Genomic DNA, 16,011 nt, shown 5'->3' with positions numbered 1-16,011 from the left:
ACAAGATATTCAAAGGCCTACGGAATATTTGCACCCACAAAGAAATGCAGTTTGTCCCAATAGTAAAAGCTGCAATATTTCCAAACTTAATGCCGGAAATGACGCATCCCGGTCATGACCATGGCAAGGCCGGCCTCATCGGCCGCCTTGATGACGTCTTCATCACGCATGGAACCGCCTGGCTGAATGACAGCCGTGGCGCCCGCCTCTGCCGCAGAAAGCAGGCCATCAGCAAAGGGGAAGAAGGCGTCGGATGCCACAACACAGCCCTTTGTGAGCGGCTCGGAAAGCCCCGCGGCTTCTGTGGCGTCCAGCGCCTTACGCGCAGCAATACGGGCAGAATCCACCCGGCTCATTTGACCGGCACCGACCCCGACCGTCGCTCCGTCCTTGACATAAACGATGGCATTCGATTTCACATGTTTGGCCACCCGGAATGCAAACTTCAGGTCCTGCATTTCCTGATCGCTCGGCGCGCGTTTGGTCACGACTTTAAGATCCAAGTCATCGACCACACCGTTGTCCCGGGACTGAACCAACAAACCACCTGCAACGGACTTCACAAACAGCCCCTCGGCCCGGGCATCGGCGAGGCCGCCAGTCGTCAGCAGCCGCAGATTTTTCTTGGCTGCAATGATTTCGCGGGCCGCTTCATCGGCGTCCGGCGCAATAATGACCTCGGTGAAAACCTTGACGATTTCTTCCGCTGCCGCCGCATCAAGGGTCTGGTTCAAAGCAACGATACCGCCAAAAGCTGAAACTGGATCGCAGCGCAAGGCTTTTTCGTAAGCATCTTTGAGGCTGGAGCCTTCGGCTACACCGCAAGGATTTGCGTGCTTGATGATGGCAACAGCGCTTGTGCGGGACGGGTCAAACTCGCTGACCAGTTCGAAGGCAGCATCCGTGTCGTTGATGTTGTTGTAGGAGAGCGTCTTGCCTTGAAGCTGAGTTGCGGTGGCAACGCCCGGGCGCTTTTCGCCGGTCTTGTAGAATCCAGCTGTCTGGTGCGGGTTTTCGCCGTAACGCATGACTTCCGAAAGCGCACCACCAACCGCGCGGTGAGCCGGGGTAGCTTCTTCCAATTGATCCGCCATCCAGTTGGAAACAGCCGCATCATATGCGGCCGTGCGGGCAAAGGCTTTCAAGGCCAGTTTTTTGCGAAGAGCAATTGGTGATTTTCCATCGTTGGCGTCGAGCGCTTCTATCACAGACGTATAGTCGGCAGGGTCCGTAACGACGGTCACATAAGCGTGGTTCTTTGCCGCCGCCCGGGTCATGGCCGGACCGCCAATATCGATGTTTTCAATCCCGGTCGCGTAGTCCGCGCCAGAGGCCACCACCTCCTCAAAAGGATATAGATTGCCGCAAAAAAGGTCGATTCCGGTTATTCCGTGGTCGGCCATGGCCTTTTGGTGGTCTTCATCGTCGCGGATAGACAACAGACCACCATGGACATTCGGGTGCAGCGTTTTCACCCGGCCATCCATGATTTCCGGGAAATTGGTGACTTCAGAGATATCAAGGACGGCGAGGCCAGCGTCTTTCAGCGCCTTATAGGAGCCGCCAGTCGAAACCAGTTCCACGCCGCGATCGGCCAAAGCCTTGGCGAAGTCCACGAGCCCGGTTTTGTCGAAAACAGACAAAAGGGCGCGTTTGACAGGAACATATTCTGGAACGGGAACGGCTTTGGACACGATGGCCATCTGGACTGCCTCTCAGCTGGAACGGTGCGGAATGTGGCGCCGCCCTAACACGTCTTGCTGAAAAGCGGAAGGTTTCAGATGGGATCTTGGCGTCCCTCTTCGTCCTTAGTCTGATTTGCAGAGGTATCGTCCGGTGTTTCTCCAGTTTCCACATCAGTACCCTCAGCTGGTTCTGCAACCTCTGACGCTGGTTCCTCTAACGGCAATTCTTCTGTTTCATCAAAATCATTGGTGCCGCGGCGGCTCAGTTTAGCAGTCGCAGTCCGCCGGAATTGCCATCCAACAGACGGAGCCGATTCCAGCGGTCCGGAAAGAACAATTTGTTCCGATTTCCGGTGACCAAAGACATCTGAGAGATAAATGCTCTCTTCCAATGCGATTTCGATGCCTGGCGCTTCGAATTCCCAAGCTTCCCCATCGCGGCAAACCAGAAGCAACGCAGACCCCGCCCGGATCAGAGAAGCTTTAAGTGCCGGATGCAAATGGAACCGGATGGTATAAAGGGTATCAGGGTCCACCGAACCGGTTGCCTGAAAAGTATCTATGCCATCAAGGACTGTTCCATCCGCGGACAAGCGTAGATCGCGTTCATGCATTGTATTGAAATCGGCCGCATAGCCGTCGTGGGACGCAATTAGGCGGCTTCCAGCAGCATCATCTTCCCGAGCCAGCTCAACGTTCCTTGGACCGGAGAGAATCGGAGCGCCAAGCAGATGACCAAACGGCTTTTCGGACAAGAACCGGCAGGATGATGTGTCGTCGATCGAGGCTGTGGAATGAGCCGCTGTAGACCGGCTGACTTTACGCCACACCGGATTGGATTTTGGAGAAACCCCGCAATTGACGATGATCCTGTTCACGCCGGAGGAAAACTCGAACGACAAACAGCCTGCATGGGCATCGCCTGAGAGCGAAATCTCCGGAGCCGGACCAGCATCCATTAGCACCACGGACGATCCGCCGCTGAGCCGCTGATATCCGGAATGCGGTGCGTTAGACGGCGGTGCACCGCGCGCATCGTCATAGGCCAGGATTGTTGCCACCAGATCGCTCGGTGTGGAGCCCATACCGTTGAAGTGGCCGAGCGCCCCATCGCCATGACGGAAAAATTTCATCATGGGCATCATCCGATCGACCGACTGAACCATAGCCGCCGGCACTTCAAGCCCTTGAGCGACAAAGGCCTGTCGGACCGGCAGAAGATCGGCGAGAATATCGATCAGCGCCCGGGGATTGCGGGAGATATGGCCGCCATCGGGAAGGATCTGGCGGGCCAGTTCCTGATCCAGCCGCCGGATACTCTGACGGGCAAATCTTCCCTGCCCGGCCATGGAGATGCAGGCAGACGCGATGGCGAGCGCCGCATGTAGCCGTTCGACACCGTCTTCGGTTTCGTTGATGGTTTGGCGCAGATAGTGAACCTGACGGGCCAGAGATTTGATGAAGGCCCGATAAAAATCGTGCTCACCATCCTGCAGAATAAACGGCGAATGGGCCAGCCAGGACAGGATCCGGCGGGTGACCACCGGAGCTTCCCAGCCATATTGATGCCAGCGGCCGCAATAGCGAATCCAGTCTTCCACCAAGGCCCGAGCGTTCTGGCGGGCAATCTGGCTGTCGGCCGCGCGCAAGTCCCGGAGCCAGCCGAAACTGTGCAATTCGCGTTGCCAATCTTCATGGACAGCTTGCAACTCAAAGGGAGAGCGGCCTTGTGTCTCGACCAGGTGACCGGAAAAGAGAAACCGCCCACCATAGATATCCGCGGCATTGGTCGCGTCTGCCGTTCTTAAATCCTGCGGTGCGATCAGCAAGCGTTCAGGCACGGCAGAAAATGGCTGCAAGCGGGAGATTGGTCCGCCATGCATCCACTTTCGGGTCCGTTGCCAGAAATACGACACCACCAGGCCCCAAATACGCCCGCGTTCCGAGAAGGTGGCATTCGTCACCGGACCATCTCCAATACTGATGGTCTAAGCGTGATAATCGGTATTCTCCATTCAAGTGGCCAAGAACCAGTTCTTAAACCGACTATTAAGGTTAGCAATTGCTTTAGAGAATCATGACAGTTGAAGTGTTTATTCTGCGTTAAAGCTTCTTGAAACGGGCTGCGAAAAAACCATCCATGCCGAAAAGGCTGTCATCCGGTCTGGCTGGATGATCCGGACGGCAGCGAAGAAAGCCTTCCGCTGTGACGCTGTTGACCAGGTCGCCGATCTCCGATGGATCGACGGGTGACATAACAACCGTATCCTTGTTCCGCTCCAGGAACTGCGCCACTTGCTGTTCGCCTTCTGCCGCCTCTAGGGAACACGTGCAATAAACCAGAAGTCCACCGGGCTTGACCCAGGAGATCACCCGGTCGAGCAATTCCCGTTGAATTTCACCCAGTTTTTCAATGTCATATGGCTTCTTGATCCAGGGCACGTCCGGATGGCGACGGATCGTTCCGGTCGCGCTGCACGGCGCATCAAGCAGGATGGCATCAAAAGGTTCGTCCGGTTCATACGCCCTGAGATCTGAGGCGACCGTTGTGACGGACAAACCAAGACGGGTCATGTTTTCTGAAAGCCGCTTGAGACGGCCCTTTGAAATATCAACGGCGGTCACGTTTGCTCCGGCAGCAGCCAGCTGTGCGGTTTTACCACCCGGAGCAGCACAAAGATCTGCGACCTTCAAACCGGAAACATCACCTAGCAGCCGCGCTGGCAGGGCTGCAGCCGCGTCCTGAACCCACCAGGCTCCATCTTCAAATCCCTCCAGAGCATCAACGGCACCCTTTTTGGTCAGCCGGACACTTCCCGCGCCAACGATCGTGCCCTCAAGTTTTTCAGCCCAGCCATCCGGATCGGATTTTACGGTGAGATCGAGCGCAGCTTCTGTTTCATGCGCTTTGGCAATGGCAGCGGCTCCCTCTTCCCCATAAGCCTCCTGCCAGCTCTCCCAGAGCCAGTCCGGCGTGTTGATCCGGGCCGCATCAATATCAGTTGTGATCTCGTCACGTTCTCGGCCAAGACGGCGCAAAACACCGTTCACAAGACCTTTATAGGGCCGTGCGCGCCGGTCCATCGACGCATGATCGACGGCGATCGAGACAGCGGCCCGGTCCGGAATATCCAGAAACTGCATTTGCGCGATGGCGACGTGAAGAATATCGAGCACCCGGCCGGTTTTCTCTGGAATATCCCGATCCAGCAAACGGCTCAGGATCTCCGCGATTTCGCCGCGGTGCCGAAGGGCGGCTCCAGCAATTGCCCGCACGAGTGCGCGGTCATTGGCGGCTAAATCCCGGAAACCGGAGTGACCAGAGGCCATGTCCAATTCGCCGTCTAAAGGACGCTTTTTGTGAACCACATTTCCAAGGATATCCGCGGCAACCTTACGAGCCGCAAACCCCGGCTTGTCTTTTTTATCGGCCGGATTGCCCTTTGGGGCTTTATTCTTTTTTAGCGGAGTTTTGGTCACGGAACAGTCCTGATAGGCAGCCGATGAGACGCTGCCGGTGTCAAAATCAAGCGCCGCAGTCCGGGATCCGGCTGCGGCGCGTCTAAATTCATTCTAGATCTTGGCCTGGCAATCGCCAAGGATTTTCGAAGTCTCTGTTGATTCCTCAGCCCCAAGGGCCTTTCGAGCGCGGCGGTTCATCATAGGACCGGGTACCGGATTTACCGCCCCAGGGACCGGAGTGCGGAGCGCTTGTTTGGGCATAAGTACCCCGGCCAGCGGTGCCCAATCCGGCCTCAGACAATTTGCGCAGCTCGTCGATCCGGTTCTGCGTGTTCGGATGAGTAGAGAACAGATTGTCCATCCGCTCACCGGACAGCGGGTTCATGATAAACATGTGGGCTGTCGCCGGATTGGCTTCTGCATCCGGATTGTGGATCCGTTCCACGCCTCCTGAGATCTTGGCCAAGGCAGAAGCGAGCCACATCGGTTCACCGCAGATCTGCGCGCCCATGCGATCAGCAGCATATTCACGGGTCCGGGAAATCGCCATTTGCACGACCATCGCGGCCATCGGCGCGACCACCATCATCAGGATCACGCCGATTATGCCGAGCGGATTGTTGCGGTTGCCGCCGAAGAAGAAGGCAAAATTCGCCAGCATGGAGATGGCACCGGCAATCGTCGCTGTGATCGTCATGATCAACGTGTCGTGGTTTTTCACGTGCGCGAGCTCGTGCGCCATCACGCCGGCCACTTCTTCCTGGCTGAGCATCTCAAGCAGGCCCGTAGTCGCGGCAACAGCTGCGTTTTCCGGATTCCGGCCGGTGGCAAAGGCATTTGGCTGCGGGTTGTTGATGATAAAAACTTTCGGCATCGGCAGATCGGCATTCTGTGCCAGTTGGCGGACCATGCCGTAATACTCTGGCGCGGAGCGTTCATCGACTTCCTGAGCATGATGCATGCGCAGAACCATCTTGTCCGCGTTCCAATAGCTGAACAGGTTCATTGCGGCCGCAATCGCAAGGGCAATCATCATGCCCCCTTGTCCGCCGATCATGAAGCCGACGCCCATAAAGAGAGCGGTCATTCCTGCCAGCAGCATGGCTGTGCGAACGTAATTCATCGTCGTTTGATCCGTTTCCTTTGATTGTTTAGGCAAATGCGCCCGATAACATTATCCGGCCTTCAACATGGGTATGACTGCCAATCTTGGCAAGTTTAGCCTATATAACACCAGAGTTTTGAAATCCGCCTGACAGCCAAGCTGCGACCGCCAAACCATGACCGATACCAAAGATACATCGACCGCCGATTTCACGGCCACCGAAGTCCCGTCCCTTAAAACGGATGTGGCCGAAGCGCCAAAACGGAAATTTGAAGATCTGCCTCCCGCCGCCCAGCGCGCTTTGAAAGAAGCCGAAGACCGGCGCAAGGAGATCGACGCCAAACAGGACGCCATGCCGGAAGAAGTCGATGGCCGCGGCGGCCTGGAACCGACGCGCTATGACGACTGGGAAATCAAGGGTTTGACGGTGGATTTTTGAGACCCGCAGCATGTTTGATGATCTGAAAGCAAGATTGGCTGCGTGGGACGGCAAGAACACGCAACCGCTTCTGGATCTTTATGCGGACACGACGCATACGGACGACTGGTTAGCTTCACTGGTTCAGCTGAGTTCCGAGCCAACCTGTGATCGCGCCGCCACCTGGCTGCTGAAACATTCCCTGGAAAGCGGACTTAGTCTCCCGGCAGATCTGACGCGCCAACATCTCTGCAATCTGGCGCCGCTGTCCCATTGGGAAGCCAAGCTGCATGTGCTGCAGTATCTGGATCGTCTTGAACTGACCGAAGCGGTCAAACGGCTGCTCTATGCTTTCATCAAAGAGTCCATGATCTCCGATGCCAAGCTGATCCGAGCGTGGGGCTACTATGCCTTTTCCATCCTGGCCAAGCAGTTTCCGGAATTCAAAACAGAAGCGCTTGCAATTTTCAAACGGGCGGAACAGACCGAAACAGCGGGATCGGTCAAGGTACGATTGCGCAAGGCATTTGAAGTGCTGCCAATCTGAAATCAAGCGGAAACAAGTGAACGCACTTCACTCGCAATCGCTTTAGCCAGATCCTTCTGCGGTTCAGCCTCCAAATGCACCGCATCCACATTGCTGACCGACACCACGGAGCCCGTATCAAAAAAGGCAACGCCGTAGGTTTCAGTCAGTTGCCGGTACACATCCGCCAGACGCTTTGACTGTTCGCTGCCATGAGCATTGGAATAGATGCCTTCGTATTCTTTGCCGGTAAAATCACCCAGCGGCGGCGGGGCCATCAGAAGAACTTTTGGCGCACGACCTTCGACATCATCGGTCGGCTGGGTTGCGGCAAACAGGATCCGCCCCATCGCCAGACCAATCGCATCCGCACTCATTTGAAACCGGTCTTGCAGATCGTTGGTGCCGAGCATGATGATCAGAATATCGATCGGCATATGCGTTTTGCGTACTGTTTTCAGATGCTCCAATCCGTTCTTGTCGCCCCGGACCGGGTCTTCGAACACAGTTGTGCGCCCGTTGACGCCGTCTTCGATGACATAGAACTCCGGCCCCAGCTCCTTTTGCAGAAGCCGGGTCCACCGGACGTCATGGCCATAGCGGGACTTTTTGCCGGGCACAAACCCCCAAGTCAGCGAATCTCCGAAGCAGACAACGGAAATTGGGTCTTTTTCTGAACGCATGGATGCCCTGCTTGGTCGTTAAGGTCTCTATGCTGCCGAACCCTAGTGGCTCGAAAATGTCTTCGCAATCCATCCGTGATCGGCAGATGGCCGCCCTTGGTTAATAAGAGATTTACCAAGACCGGGATAGGGTCTGGCAAAAGTACTGCGTAACGACTGCCGGATCTTTTATGACTGCCAGCCAAACCACCTATCAGCGCGGCGCATCTCTGCCGGGCTCAAATCCATTTCAGCGCCTCGCCGAATTGCTCGCCGGGGAGACACCCGGTTTCGACCCGATCATGATGACGATCGGCGAACCGCAACATCCGATTCCCGATTTTACGGCTGAGGTTCTGGCGGAAAACATGGCTGATTTCCGCCGTTATCCGCCGATCAATGGCACGGCCGAGTTCCGCGAAACCATCGCAAGCTGGCTCGACAAACGATATGGCCTGGATGGAAAGATCGACGCAGAATTTGGCGTATTACCCCTGAACGGCTCGCGTGAAGGCCTGTCGTTTGGCGCCATTGCCGCCCGCGACCAGCTGGACAAAGGCCTGGACCATCCGGCCGTGATCCTGCCGAATCCATTTTACCAGACCTATGCAGCCGCGGCTCATGTCGCCGATGGTGAATCGATCCTTCTGGATGCCGTCAGCGAACACCACTTCCTGCCGGATCTGGATAGTCTCGATCCGGATCTTCTGGATCGAACAGTGGCGTTTTACGTCGCATCGCCAACCAACCCGGAAGGATCTATTGCCACGCTTGCCTATTGGCAGATACTGATTGATTTAGCCCGCAAGCACCGCTTCATCATCTTTGCCGATGAATGTTATTCGGAGATCTACCGGTCCACGCCGCCGCCGGGTGTTCTGGAAGCTGCTCATGCGATGGGCACTGATTTTTCCAACATTGTAGTCCTGAATTCGCTGTCGAAACGGTCCAATCTCGCAGGCCTGCGCTGTGGATTTGCCGCGGGTGATCCGGTCTTCTTGAGAAAATGGGCAAAATTCCGCGGTTTGGCCGCGCCGCAAGTGCCGCTACCGGCACAAGCTGTGGCCGTCCGTGCCTATCGCGACGAAGCGCATGTTGAAGAAAACCGCAGGCTCTACAACGAGAAATACGAAGTGGCCGAGCGTCTGCTTGGCCCGATCATGGGGCCAGTGACCGCAGACGCCGGTTTCTTCCTGTGGCTCAATGTCGCCAGATGGGGCGATGGTGTTTCGGTCACACAATCTCTGTGGCGCGACACCGGCGTGAAAGTGCTTCCGGGCAGCTATTTAGCATCCGATCAGTCCGATGGCAGCAATCCGGGACGCAACTATATCCGCGCGGGACTTGTGGCACCTCTCGCACAAACAGAAATCGCTCTTGAACGATTGGCAAATTGGTTGGGAGATAAGGCATGAGACGGGCCAGTGCTGTTCGTGGGACCAATCGCCGCTCCGCGGCTGATCTGCTGGATACAGAAAGTCCGGCCAAACGCTTTTTGCGCCGCAATCTGACAGGAGCGGCCGGTCTCGGCGTCATCGCGCTCACCGCAGCTCTGGCCGCCGCCCTTGCCACCTGGTCTGTCAACGACCCAAGCTTCAACCATGCCACCGGCGGACCGGTCCGCAATGCGCTTGGCGCTCCTGGCGCGATTGTCGCCGACGTCTTGATGCAGACGATTGGCCTTGCCACGGCCGTCTTTCTCATTCCGCTGGTTCTCTGGGGCTGGCGGCTCCTGACCGGGCACACCCTCGGCATTGGCCGTAAGCGGCTTTTGTATTGGGTTCTTGGGTCTGCTCTGGCGGGAGGCGCACTTGCCGCACTGCCGGTTCCGCAAAGCTGGCCACTGCCAACAGGCCTCGGCGGTTTTCTGGGCGACATGATCCACAGCGTTCCTGCTGTTTTGACCAGCAATCTAACCAGCGGCGCTGCCACCATAATTGGCGGTTTGGGGCTCGGCGTTCCGGCCGGGCTTCTCCTGCTTGCCTCAGCCGGATGGCTTGGCCGGGCCGGCGCACCTGTTGAACCGGTCGAACCACGCCGGGCGCCAAGCGGACACGGCAAATCGGTAGAAGAAGAACTCGGCCTCGACGATGACGAGGACGGTGAAAGCCGCCTCAGCCTGATGGCGACCGCCGTTGCCGGTCATGCAAGCCATCTCGGTCTGCTGGCAGCCACCCAAGTTCGCCGGATGGCCGGATTCAAACGGGCACCTGTCTACGATGATGATGATCAGCACTGGGATGGTGTTGTTGAAGATGAAGACTACGCGCCGGAAGAACCCGCTCAGAAAAATCGCCTGAAATCCTTCCGCCGGGCACTTGCCGGGCGTTTGATGCCGGAGGACGATGACGGGCTGGATGAATTCTATGAACGCGGAGACCTTCAGGATTCGGGCGAGCATGACCTCCAGGACCCATTTGACGAAGAAGGTGAAGGGTTTGCTCCGGACGAGTTCCTGATCGACAAGGGGCCCGTTTCTGGTGAGCCTCTGCCTGGCGACATCGCGATGCCGGTCGGCATTGCCTCTCCGGAGCCTGCTCCGGCCGCGTCTGCCCGGTCGGCTCCGCAACAAATGCAGACAGGGCGGGTAATTCCGCCAGCGCCGAAGCCGAAGCAAAGCAAGCGCGCGATGGAAGAGGCACAGCCGTCCTTCTTAGGCGCACCGGAAGACTATGAACTGCCACCATTGCGCCTTCTGGCCGAAGCCAAAGCAGGTGGCAAAGTTCCGGGTCTCTCAGCTGATGCGCTGGAGCAAAACGCCCGCATTCTGGAAGGCGTTCTAGAGGATTTTGGCGTTCGCGGCGAGATCATCGAAGTGCGCCCGGGCCCTGTGGTCACGCTTTATGAGCTGGAACCGGCGCCGGGCATCAAGTCGTCCCGCGTCATTGGCCTTGCTGACGATATCGCACGCTCCATGAGCGCGATTTCCGCCCGTGTTGCCGTGATCCCGGGCAAGAATGCCATTGGCATCGAACTGCCGAATGCCCGCCGTGAAACAGTGTATTTGCGGGAAATGCTGGCCTCTCAGGACTTTGAGAAATCAAAGTCCAAACTGGCGCTCGGCCTTGGCAAGACGATCAATGGCGAAGGTGTTGTTGCGGACCTCGCCCGCATGCCGCACTTGCTCGTTGCCGGTACCACGGGTTCGGGTAAATCGGTTGCCATTAACACCATGATCTTGTCGCTGCTTTACCGGCTGACGCCGGACCAGTGCAAAATGATAATGATCGATCCGAAAATGCTGGAACTGTCGATCTATGACGGCATTCCGCATCTTCTGACCCCGGTTGTTACCGATCCGAAAAAAGCTGTTGTCGCCTTGAAGTGGACCGTCCGCGAGATGGAGGACCGCTACAAGAAGATGTCCAAGATGGGTGTCCGCAACATCGACGGCTACAACACCCGGATCAAGCAGGCGCTGGAGAAGGGCGAAAGCTTCACAAGGACCGTGCAGACGGGCTTTGACCGGGATACCGGGGAGCCGATCTACGAAGAAGAACAGCTGCCTCTGGAAACCATGCCGTATATCGTCGTCATCGTCGACGAGATGGCCGACCTGATGATGGTGGCCGGTAAAGACATTGAAGGCGCGATCCAGCGCCTGGCACAGATGGCCCGTGCCGCCGGCATCCACTTGATCATGGCAACCCAACGTCCATCCGTGGATGTCATCACCGGTACGATTAAGGCGAACTTCCCGACCCGTATTTCCTTCCAGGTGACGTCGAAGATCGACAGCCGCACAATCTTGGGCGAAATGGGCGCCGAACAGCTGCTCGGCATGGGTGATATGCTGTTTATGGCCGGTGGCGGCCGGATCCAGCGTGTCCACGGTCCGTTTGTCTCAGACGACGAGGTTGAAGAAATCGTCAAACACCTCAAGGTTCAGGGCACACCGCAGTATCTGGAAGCAGTGACCGAAGAGGACGAGGAAGCCGAAAGTCCTTATGACGGCGCTCCGTCCGGTGGCGGAGATGGCAATGATCTTTACGACAAGGCGGTCGCGATCGTTCTTAAAGACAAGAAAGCATCGACCTCCTACATCCAGCGGCGTCTGTCGATCGGCTACAACCGCGCCGCCTCGTTAATCGAGCGCATGGAGCAGGAAGGTCTGATCAGCGCGGCAAATCATGCGGGTAAACGTGAAATACTGGTGCAAAACGGCCTTGATGAGGATTTCTGACCCTCTTGCGCCCAAGCTTTGCCATAGACATTTTCTATTTACGGTCTAACGCTCAGGTACCGGCACCGTTTTAGGACACTCAATTATGCTGACACACTTCGCTTCCCGCCTTGGCAAGTTCATTGGCCGGCCAGTCATGGCACTGGTTCTGGCCATCTCAGTTGCGGGGCCTGCTGTTGCACTGAGTGAAACTGAAGAAAAGACGCTTCAGGACCTCAATTCCTATTTCAACTCGGTGAAGACCATGCACGGGGACTTCATCCAGTTTGGCCCGGATGGCAGTCAGTCCGATGGCAAGTTTTATATGGCGCGTCCGGGAAAGGTACGGTTTTACTACAACAAACCCTCCGTGCTCGACATTGTCGCCGATGGCAAATCTGTGTCCGTACGCGACCGCAAACTGAACACCCAGGACATCTGGCCATTGGGTCAAACGCCGCTGCGTTTCCTATTGTCGGATACGATTGATCTGCAAAAAGACACCAATGTCACCAATGTGATGGTAGAAGAAGATCTGGTCACGGTGACGATCTTCGACAAGACAAAGTTCAATTCGGGCACTTTGACCCTGATTTTCGACGCCAACGACTATGCGCTTAAGCAATGGACAGTGACCGATCAGCAGGGGTACGATACCTCCGTTGCCGTCTACAATGTCGTCTCGAATGGCCCGACAAATCCGGACCTCTTCAAAATCGATTATCTGGCAAATTCACGGCAATCGCGAAACTGAGAAACGGCCGTGTCAAACGATGGAAAAGGCGACGCCCCGACCTCTTGTGCAGAGGATACTTGCCGGTTATTGCGCCCGGCACGGCTTGCCGCTCATTTGTGACGAGAGCTCCGGCCAGGCCGGATTTATCCAGCTTGAAGATGGCACCCGGCGGTTTTTCCGTGGCAGTCATTTCGACCTAAACCCGCTCGGTGCAGCAGAAATCGCAGACGATAAAGCCTACACACTTGGTTTCCTGAAACGGGACGGATATTCCGTTCCTGACAGCCTGCTCATCCATGCCTTTGATGTTCTCGCCGGATTACGGGTGCAAAAGCCGGAGATAGCAGAGCATATGCATTCTGCCGAAGATGCACTGCAATTTGCTGAAAACACAGGCTATCCGGTGTTTGTCAAACCGAACAGCGGTCAGGAAGGCGAAGATGTGGTGCGCCTGGATGCGCGCGCCAATCTGGAACGCGCCCTCACCGATCTTCTTATGCGCCATTCGTCCCTTTTGGTTCAAAAGGCAATCCCAGGTTCAGATCTTCGTATTCTGGTTCTGGACGGCGAGGTTCTTTTGGCACTTCACCGTCAGCCCGTGCATGTCACAGGCGATGGTGAGCGATCAGTTGAGGAACTGGCCTTCAGCATAACAGGCATCAACTTCCGCGACCCCAGAGTAGAACCAGAGCTGACCCGGCAAGGCCTTGGCCCGGCCTCAATCCCAGAGGAGGGACAGACGGTCGAACTGCTGCCCAACAAAAACCTATCGGCAGGGGCAATTGCGCACGACGTGACAGATCAGATCTCCGACGATCTGAAAGCAACGGCAATTGCCATCTGCAAGGCGCTCGGCCACAGATATGCGGGCATTGACCTGATCTCGGAGACCCCGGAACAGACTGGCGGGTCTTACGCCGTTCTGGAAGTGAACGCTGCGCCAGGCCTCAACCGCTATGCAGCTCAGGGCGAAACAGAACTGCAGCAAGTTATCGAAGTCTATGAGCGCGTCTTCGACGCGCTCACTGGCCATAATTCTCAGTAATCGCCGAGTTTGATGTCCCGCGAATAATCGCCGTCCACTTCCTTGGTCACCGCCTGACCACAGATTGTTTCACTCTTGGTCGCGTCATAGGTGAGCGACGGCGAACCGCTGAGCTCCCAGCCCTTATTAAGCGCTTCGGTAACCCGGTGGCAGAATTCGCTGCTGTCGACATTGGTGATGAAGCGGTACAATTTCATGGCTGTCTCTCTGTTTTTTACGCGCGGGCGGCAATCGCGTCAGCGATGGCAATCACCCGCTTACCCATGTCCGCATGTAGCCGTTCAACCATCTTGCCGTCCACCTGAATTGCGCCTTTGGAGGCATTTTCCGGCTGATCAAAGAGATCGTTGATCTTGCGCGCCCAGGCAACTTCCTCTTCCGATGGACTGAAGGCAGCATGACAGGCCGCGATTTGTTTTGGGTGGATCAAGGTCTTGCCATCCATGCCCATCTCCGCGCCTTGCGCACATTCGGAAGCAAACCCTTCTTCATCCTGAAAGGCGTTGTAGACACCATCCAGAATGTCGATGCCGCCTGCCCGGGCCGCAGCCAGACAGGTCATCAGCCACGGCATCATCACCGCCCGGCCAGGCACCAGAGCCGCGCGGGTTTCCTTGGCCAGATCGTTTGTGCCCATGACAAAACAGGACAGGCGCACTTCCGGGTCTCTACCGCAAGCGCCAATGGCAGCGACATTCAGCATGGCTTCTGGGGTTTCCATCATCGCCCACAGCTTGATGGAGTTGGAAGCCCCATGCATGGACAAGAGGTGAGCCACTTTTTGAAGATCAGCAGGTGAATTGACTTTAGGGACCAGGATCGCATCCGGATTGGCTTTCACTGAGGCTTTGAGATCGTCTTCACCCCAAGCGGTGTCCAATCCGTTGATGCGGATAACAACTTCGCGTTGGCCATACCCGCCTTCTGAAACGGCAGTCACGATCTGTTGGCGGGCTGTTTCCTTTGCATCGGGTGCCACGGCATCTTCCAGGTCCAGAAGCAGGCAATCGACATCCAGCGTTTTGGCTTTTTCCAGCGCGCGAGCGTTTGAGCCGGGCATGTAAAGGGCAGAACGGCGGGGTTTGAAGGTCTCACTCATGAAAGGCGTCCGTGGTTTTTGTTGCTGTGCAGCACGCTAACGGCAAGCTGAGAAGGAATCCACTCGCCTTTTGGATCACTCCGCAGCGTTACCGGCAGCAGTCTTTTTGAACAGCATGTCCTTGGCGGCAATGACCGCGCCCAGTGTGATGGCCAGGCAGGCTATGATAACCGGCAGGGTCAAAGCACCAAATCCGAAGGCGATCAGAAGCAAGGTCGACAACAGCGGAGCGGAATAAGCAGCCGCGCCGAGAACCTGAATGTCGCCGCGTTTGACGCCGATGTCCCAGGTGAAAAACGCAAGACCGACAGGGAACAGAGCCAAGGCAATCACCGATCCCCATTCCAGGATGTTTTGCGGCCAGATCGTCTCTTCCCAAATAAGGTGGCAGAGCACCGACAGAAGTGAGGTCATGACACAAAAGCCTGCAACTGCTTCGGTCGGCACCTGTCCGAGGCGGCGGGAGAGCACCGAATAACTGGACCAGAACAGCGAAGATAGGACGGCGGCTCCATATCCAAGCGCCGAACCACCGGAAAAACTGATCCCGTCTCCGCCGGTGATCAAAAGGGCGGCACCGGCCAGACCCAAAATTGTTCCGATAACATGATGAACGCGCAGATGCTCACCCGGCAGAAAGGCAGAAAACACCACAATCAGCAGTGGCCAGGTGTAGTTGATCAGATTGGCGTCAACTGGGGGCGCATTCCGGATGGCTGTGAAATAAAAAAAGTGAAAGCCGAACAGGCCCAAAGTACCAAATGCCCAGATTTTTGGCGGCTGCTTGAGCCGCTCCAGTTTTCCAGTCGCGGTCACCAAGATTAATGCCAAAATACCGGAAATACCAAAACACAAGGCGTTCAGCAGAAATGGCGGCACCTCGCCAGACCCAGCACCAAACAGACCGAGGGTTGCCCACATCAACACCGCGCTTAGTCCAATTACCGTCGCCCGAACCCGATTGTCACTGATCATGCGAATAATCCATCCTTCCAATCCTTGGCGTGATGGCACGTTTGGGCAGACTTCTGAAGTCCTTTCGGAGAATTTGATTCATGTCCTTGATCAGGGATCGCCTTTTGGGACATGTTGGGCATCTCTTCTGTTCCCT

General features: G+C 56.4%; 14 protein-coding genes. 6 read left to right on the top strand and 8 right to left on the bottom strand.

The features are described from left to right. Positions 1-86: 86 nt before the first annotated feature. The 4 genes from purH to htpX all read right to left on the bottom strand — a co-directional run bounded on the left by purH (position 87) and on the right by htpX (position 6,270). Positions 87-1,703, bottom strand: coding sequence for a bifunctional phosphoribosylaminoimidazolecarboxamide formyltransferase/IMP cyclohydrolase (purH, locus tag FJ695_RS05260; RefSeq protein ID WP_141184460.1), 1,617 nt, complete (start codon positions 1,701-1,703; stop codon positions 87-89). Between the two features lie 74 nt (positions 1,704-1,777). Next, positions 1,778-3,568, bottom strand: coding sequence for a heparinase II/III family protein (locus FJ695_RS05255; protein WP_247653844.1), 1,791 nt, complete (start codon positions 3,566-3,568; stop codon positions 1,778-1,780). A 220-nt stretch (positions 3,569-3,788) separates the two neighbouring features. After that, a complete protein-coding gene (gene rsmB, locus FJ695_RS05250) occupies positions 3,789-5,165 on the bottom strand; it encodes a 16S rRNA (cytosine(967)-C(5))-methyltransferase RsmB (protein ID WP_141184459.1) in 1,377 nt (458 codons plus the stop codon). 145 nt (positions 5,166-5,310) lie between these two features. Continuing rightward, complete coding sequence (htpX, locus tag FJ695_RS05245) at positions 5,311-6,270, bottom strand: zinc metalloprotease HtpX (protein ID WP_141184458.1); 960 nt, start codon at positions 6,268-6,270, stop codon at positions 5,311-5,313. Between the two features lie 157 nt (positions 6,271-6,427). Here htpX and FJ695_RS05240 point away from each other — a divergent pair, with 157 nt between their 5' ends. Together FJ695_RS05240 and FJ695_RS05235 are read left to right on the top strand one after the other, a co-directional pair. Next, positions 6,428-6,691: a DUF1674 domain-containing protein gene (locus FJ695_RS05240; RefSeq protein ID WP_209010931.1), complete on the top strand. Its 264-nt coding sequence runs from the start codon at positions 6,428-6,430 to the stop codon at positions 6,689-6,691. Positions 6,692-6,701: 10 nt separating this feature from the next. Further along, positions 6,702-7,217 carry a hypothetical protein gene (locus FJ695_RS05235; protein WP_141184457.1) on the top strand — a complete coding sequence of 172 codons (516 nt, stop codon included), beginning with the start codon at positions 6,702-6,704 and terminating at the stop codon, positions 7,215-7,217. Positions 7,218-7,219: 2 nt separating this feature from the next. Here the strand turns inward: FJ695_RS05235 and FJ695_RS05230 are convergent, their stop codons facing one another. After that, positions 7,220-7,879, bottom strand: coding sequence for an SGNH/GDSL hydrolase family protein (locus FJ695_RS05230; protein WP_141184456.1), 660 nt, complete (start codon positions 7,877-7,879; stop codon positions 7,220-7,222). 170 nt (positions 7,880-8,049) lie between these two features. Between FJ695_RS05230 and FJ695_RS05225 the strand changes: the two genes are divergently transcribed. From FJ695_RS05225 to FJ695_RS05210, 4 genes are all read left to right on the top strand, one after another. Beyond that, the gene (locus FJ695_RS05225; RefSeq protein ID WP_141184455.1) at positions 8,050-9,273 is read left to right on the top strand and encodes an aminotransferase class I/II-fold pyridoxal phosphate-dependent enzyme; all 1,224 of its coding nucleotides are present in this window, start codon (positions 8,050-8,052) and stop codon (positions 9,271-9,273) included. Then, positions 9,270-12,041, top strand: a complete 2,772-nt coding sequence (locus FJ695_RS05220) for a DNA translocase FtsK (RefSeq protein WP_141184454.1) — start codon at positions 9,270-9,272, stop codon at positions 12,039-12,041. Before FJ695_RS05225 ends, FJ695_RS05220 begins: the two co-directional genes overlap by 4 nt. An 85-nt stretch (positions 12,042-12,126) precedes the next feature. Next, positions 12,127-12,774, top strand: coding sequence for an outer membrane lipoprotein carrier protein LolA (locus FJ695_RS05215; protein WP_141184453.1), 648 nt, complete (start codon positions 12,127-12,129; stop codon positions 12,772-12,774). A gap of 46 nt (positions 12,775-12,820) precedes the next feature. Then, the gene (locus tag FJ695_RS05210; protein ID WP_168206268.1) at positions 12,821-13,801 is read left to right on the top strand and encodes an ATP-dependent carboxylate-amine ligase; all 981 of its coding nucleotides are present in this window, start codon (positions 12,821-12,823) and stop codon (positions 13,799-13,801) included. Here FJ695_RS05210 and FJ695_RS05205 read toward each other — a convergent pair. The 3 genes from FJ695_RS05205 to FJ695_RS05195 form a co-directional block, all read right to left on the bottom strand. Next, the gene (locus FJ695_RS05205; protein ID WP_141184451.1) at positions 13,795-13,998 is read right to left on the bottom strand and encodes a DUF1737 domain-containing protein; all 204 of its coding nucleotides are present in this window, start codon (positions 13,996-13,998) and stop codon (positions 13,795-13,797) included. The two genes, FJ695_RS05210 and FJ695_RS05205, sit on opposite strands and share 7 nt — an antisense overlap. 17 nt (positions 13,999-14,015) lie before the next feature. Beyond that, entirely contained in the window at positions 14,016-14,900 is an 885-nt protein-coding gene (locus FJ695_RS05200; RefSeq protein ID WP_141184450.1) for a CoA ester lyase, read from the bottom strand. 75 nt (positions 14,901-14,975) lie between these two features. Then, positions 14,976-15,875 carry a DMT family transporter gene (locus tag FJ695_RS05195; protein WP_141184449.1) on the bottom strand — a complete coding sequence of 300 codons (900 nt, stop codon included), beginning with the start codon at positions 15,873-15,875 and terminating at the stop codon, positions 14,976-14,978. Between the last annotated feature and the right edge of the window lie 136 nt (positions 15,876-16,011).

The sequence above is a fragment of the Labrenzia sp. PHM005 genome (assembly GCF_006517275.1).
In the GTDB taxonomy this organism is placed as follows: Bacteria; Pseudomonadota; Alphaproteobacteria; order Rhizobiales; family Stappiaceae; genus Roseibium.
Note: the sequence above shows the minus strand (reverse complement) of the source record. Positions and strands in the feature narration are given on the sequence as shown.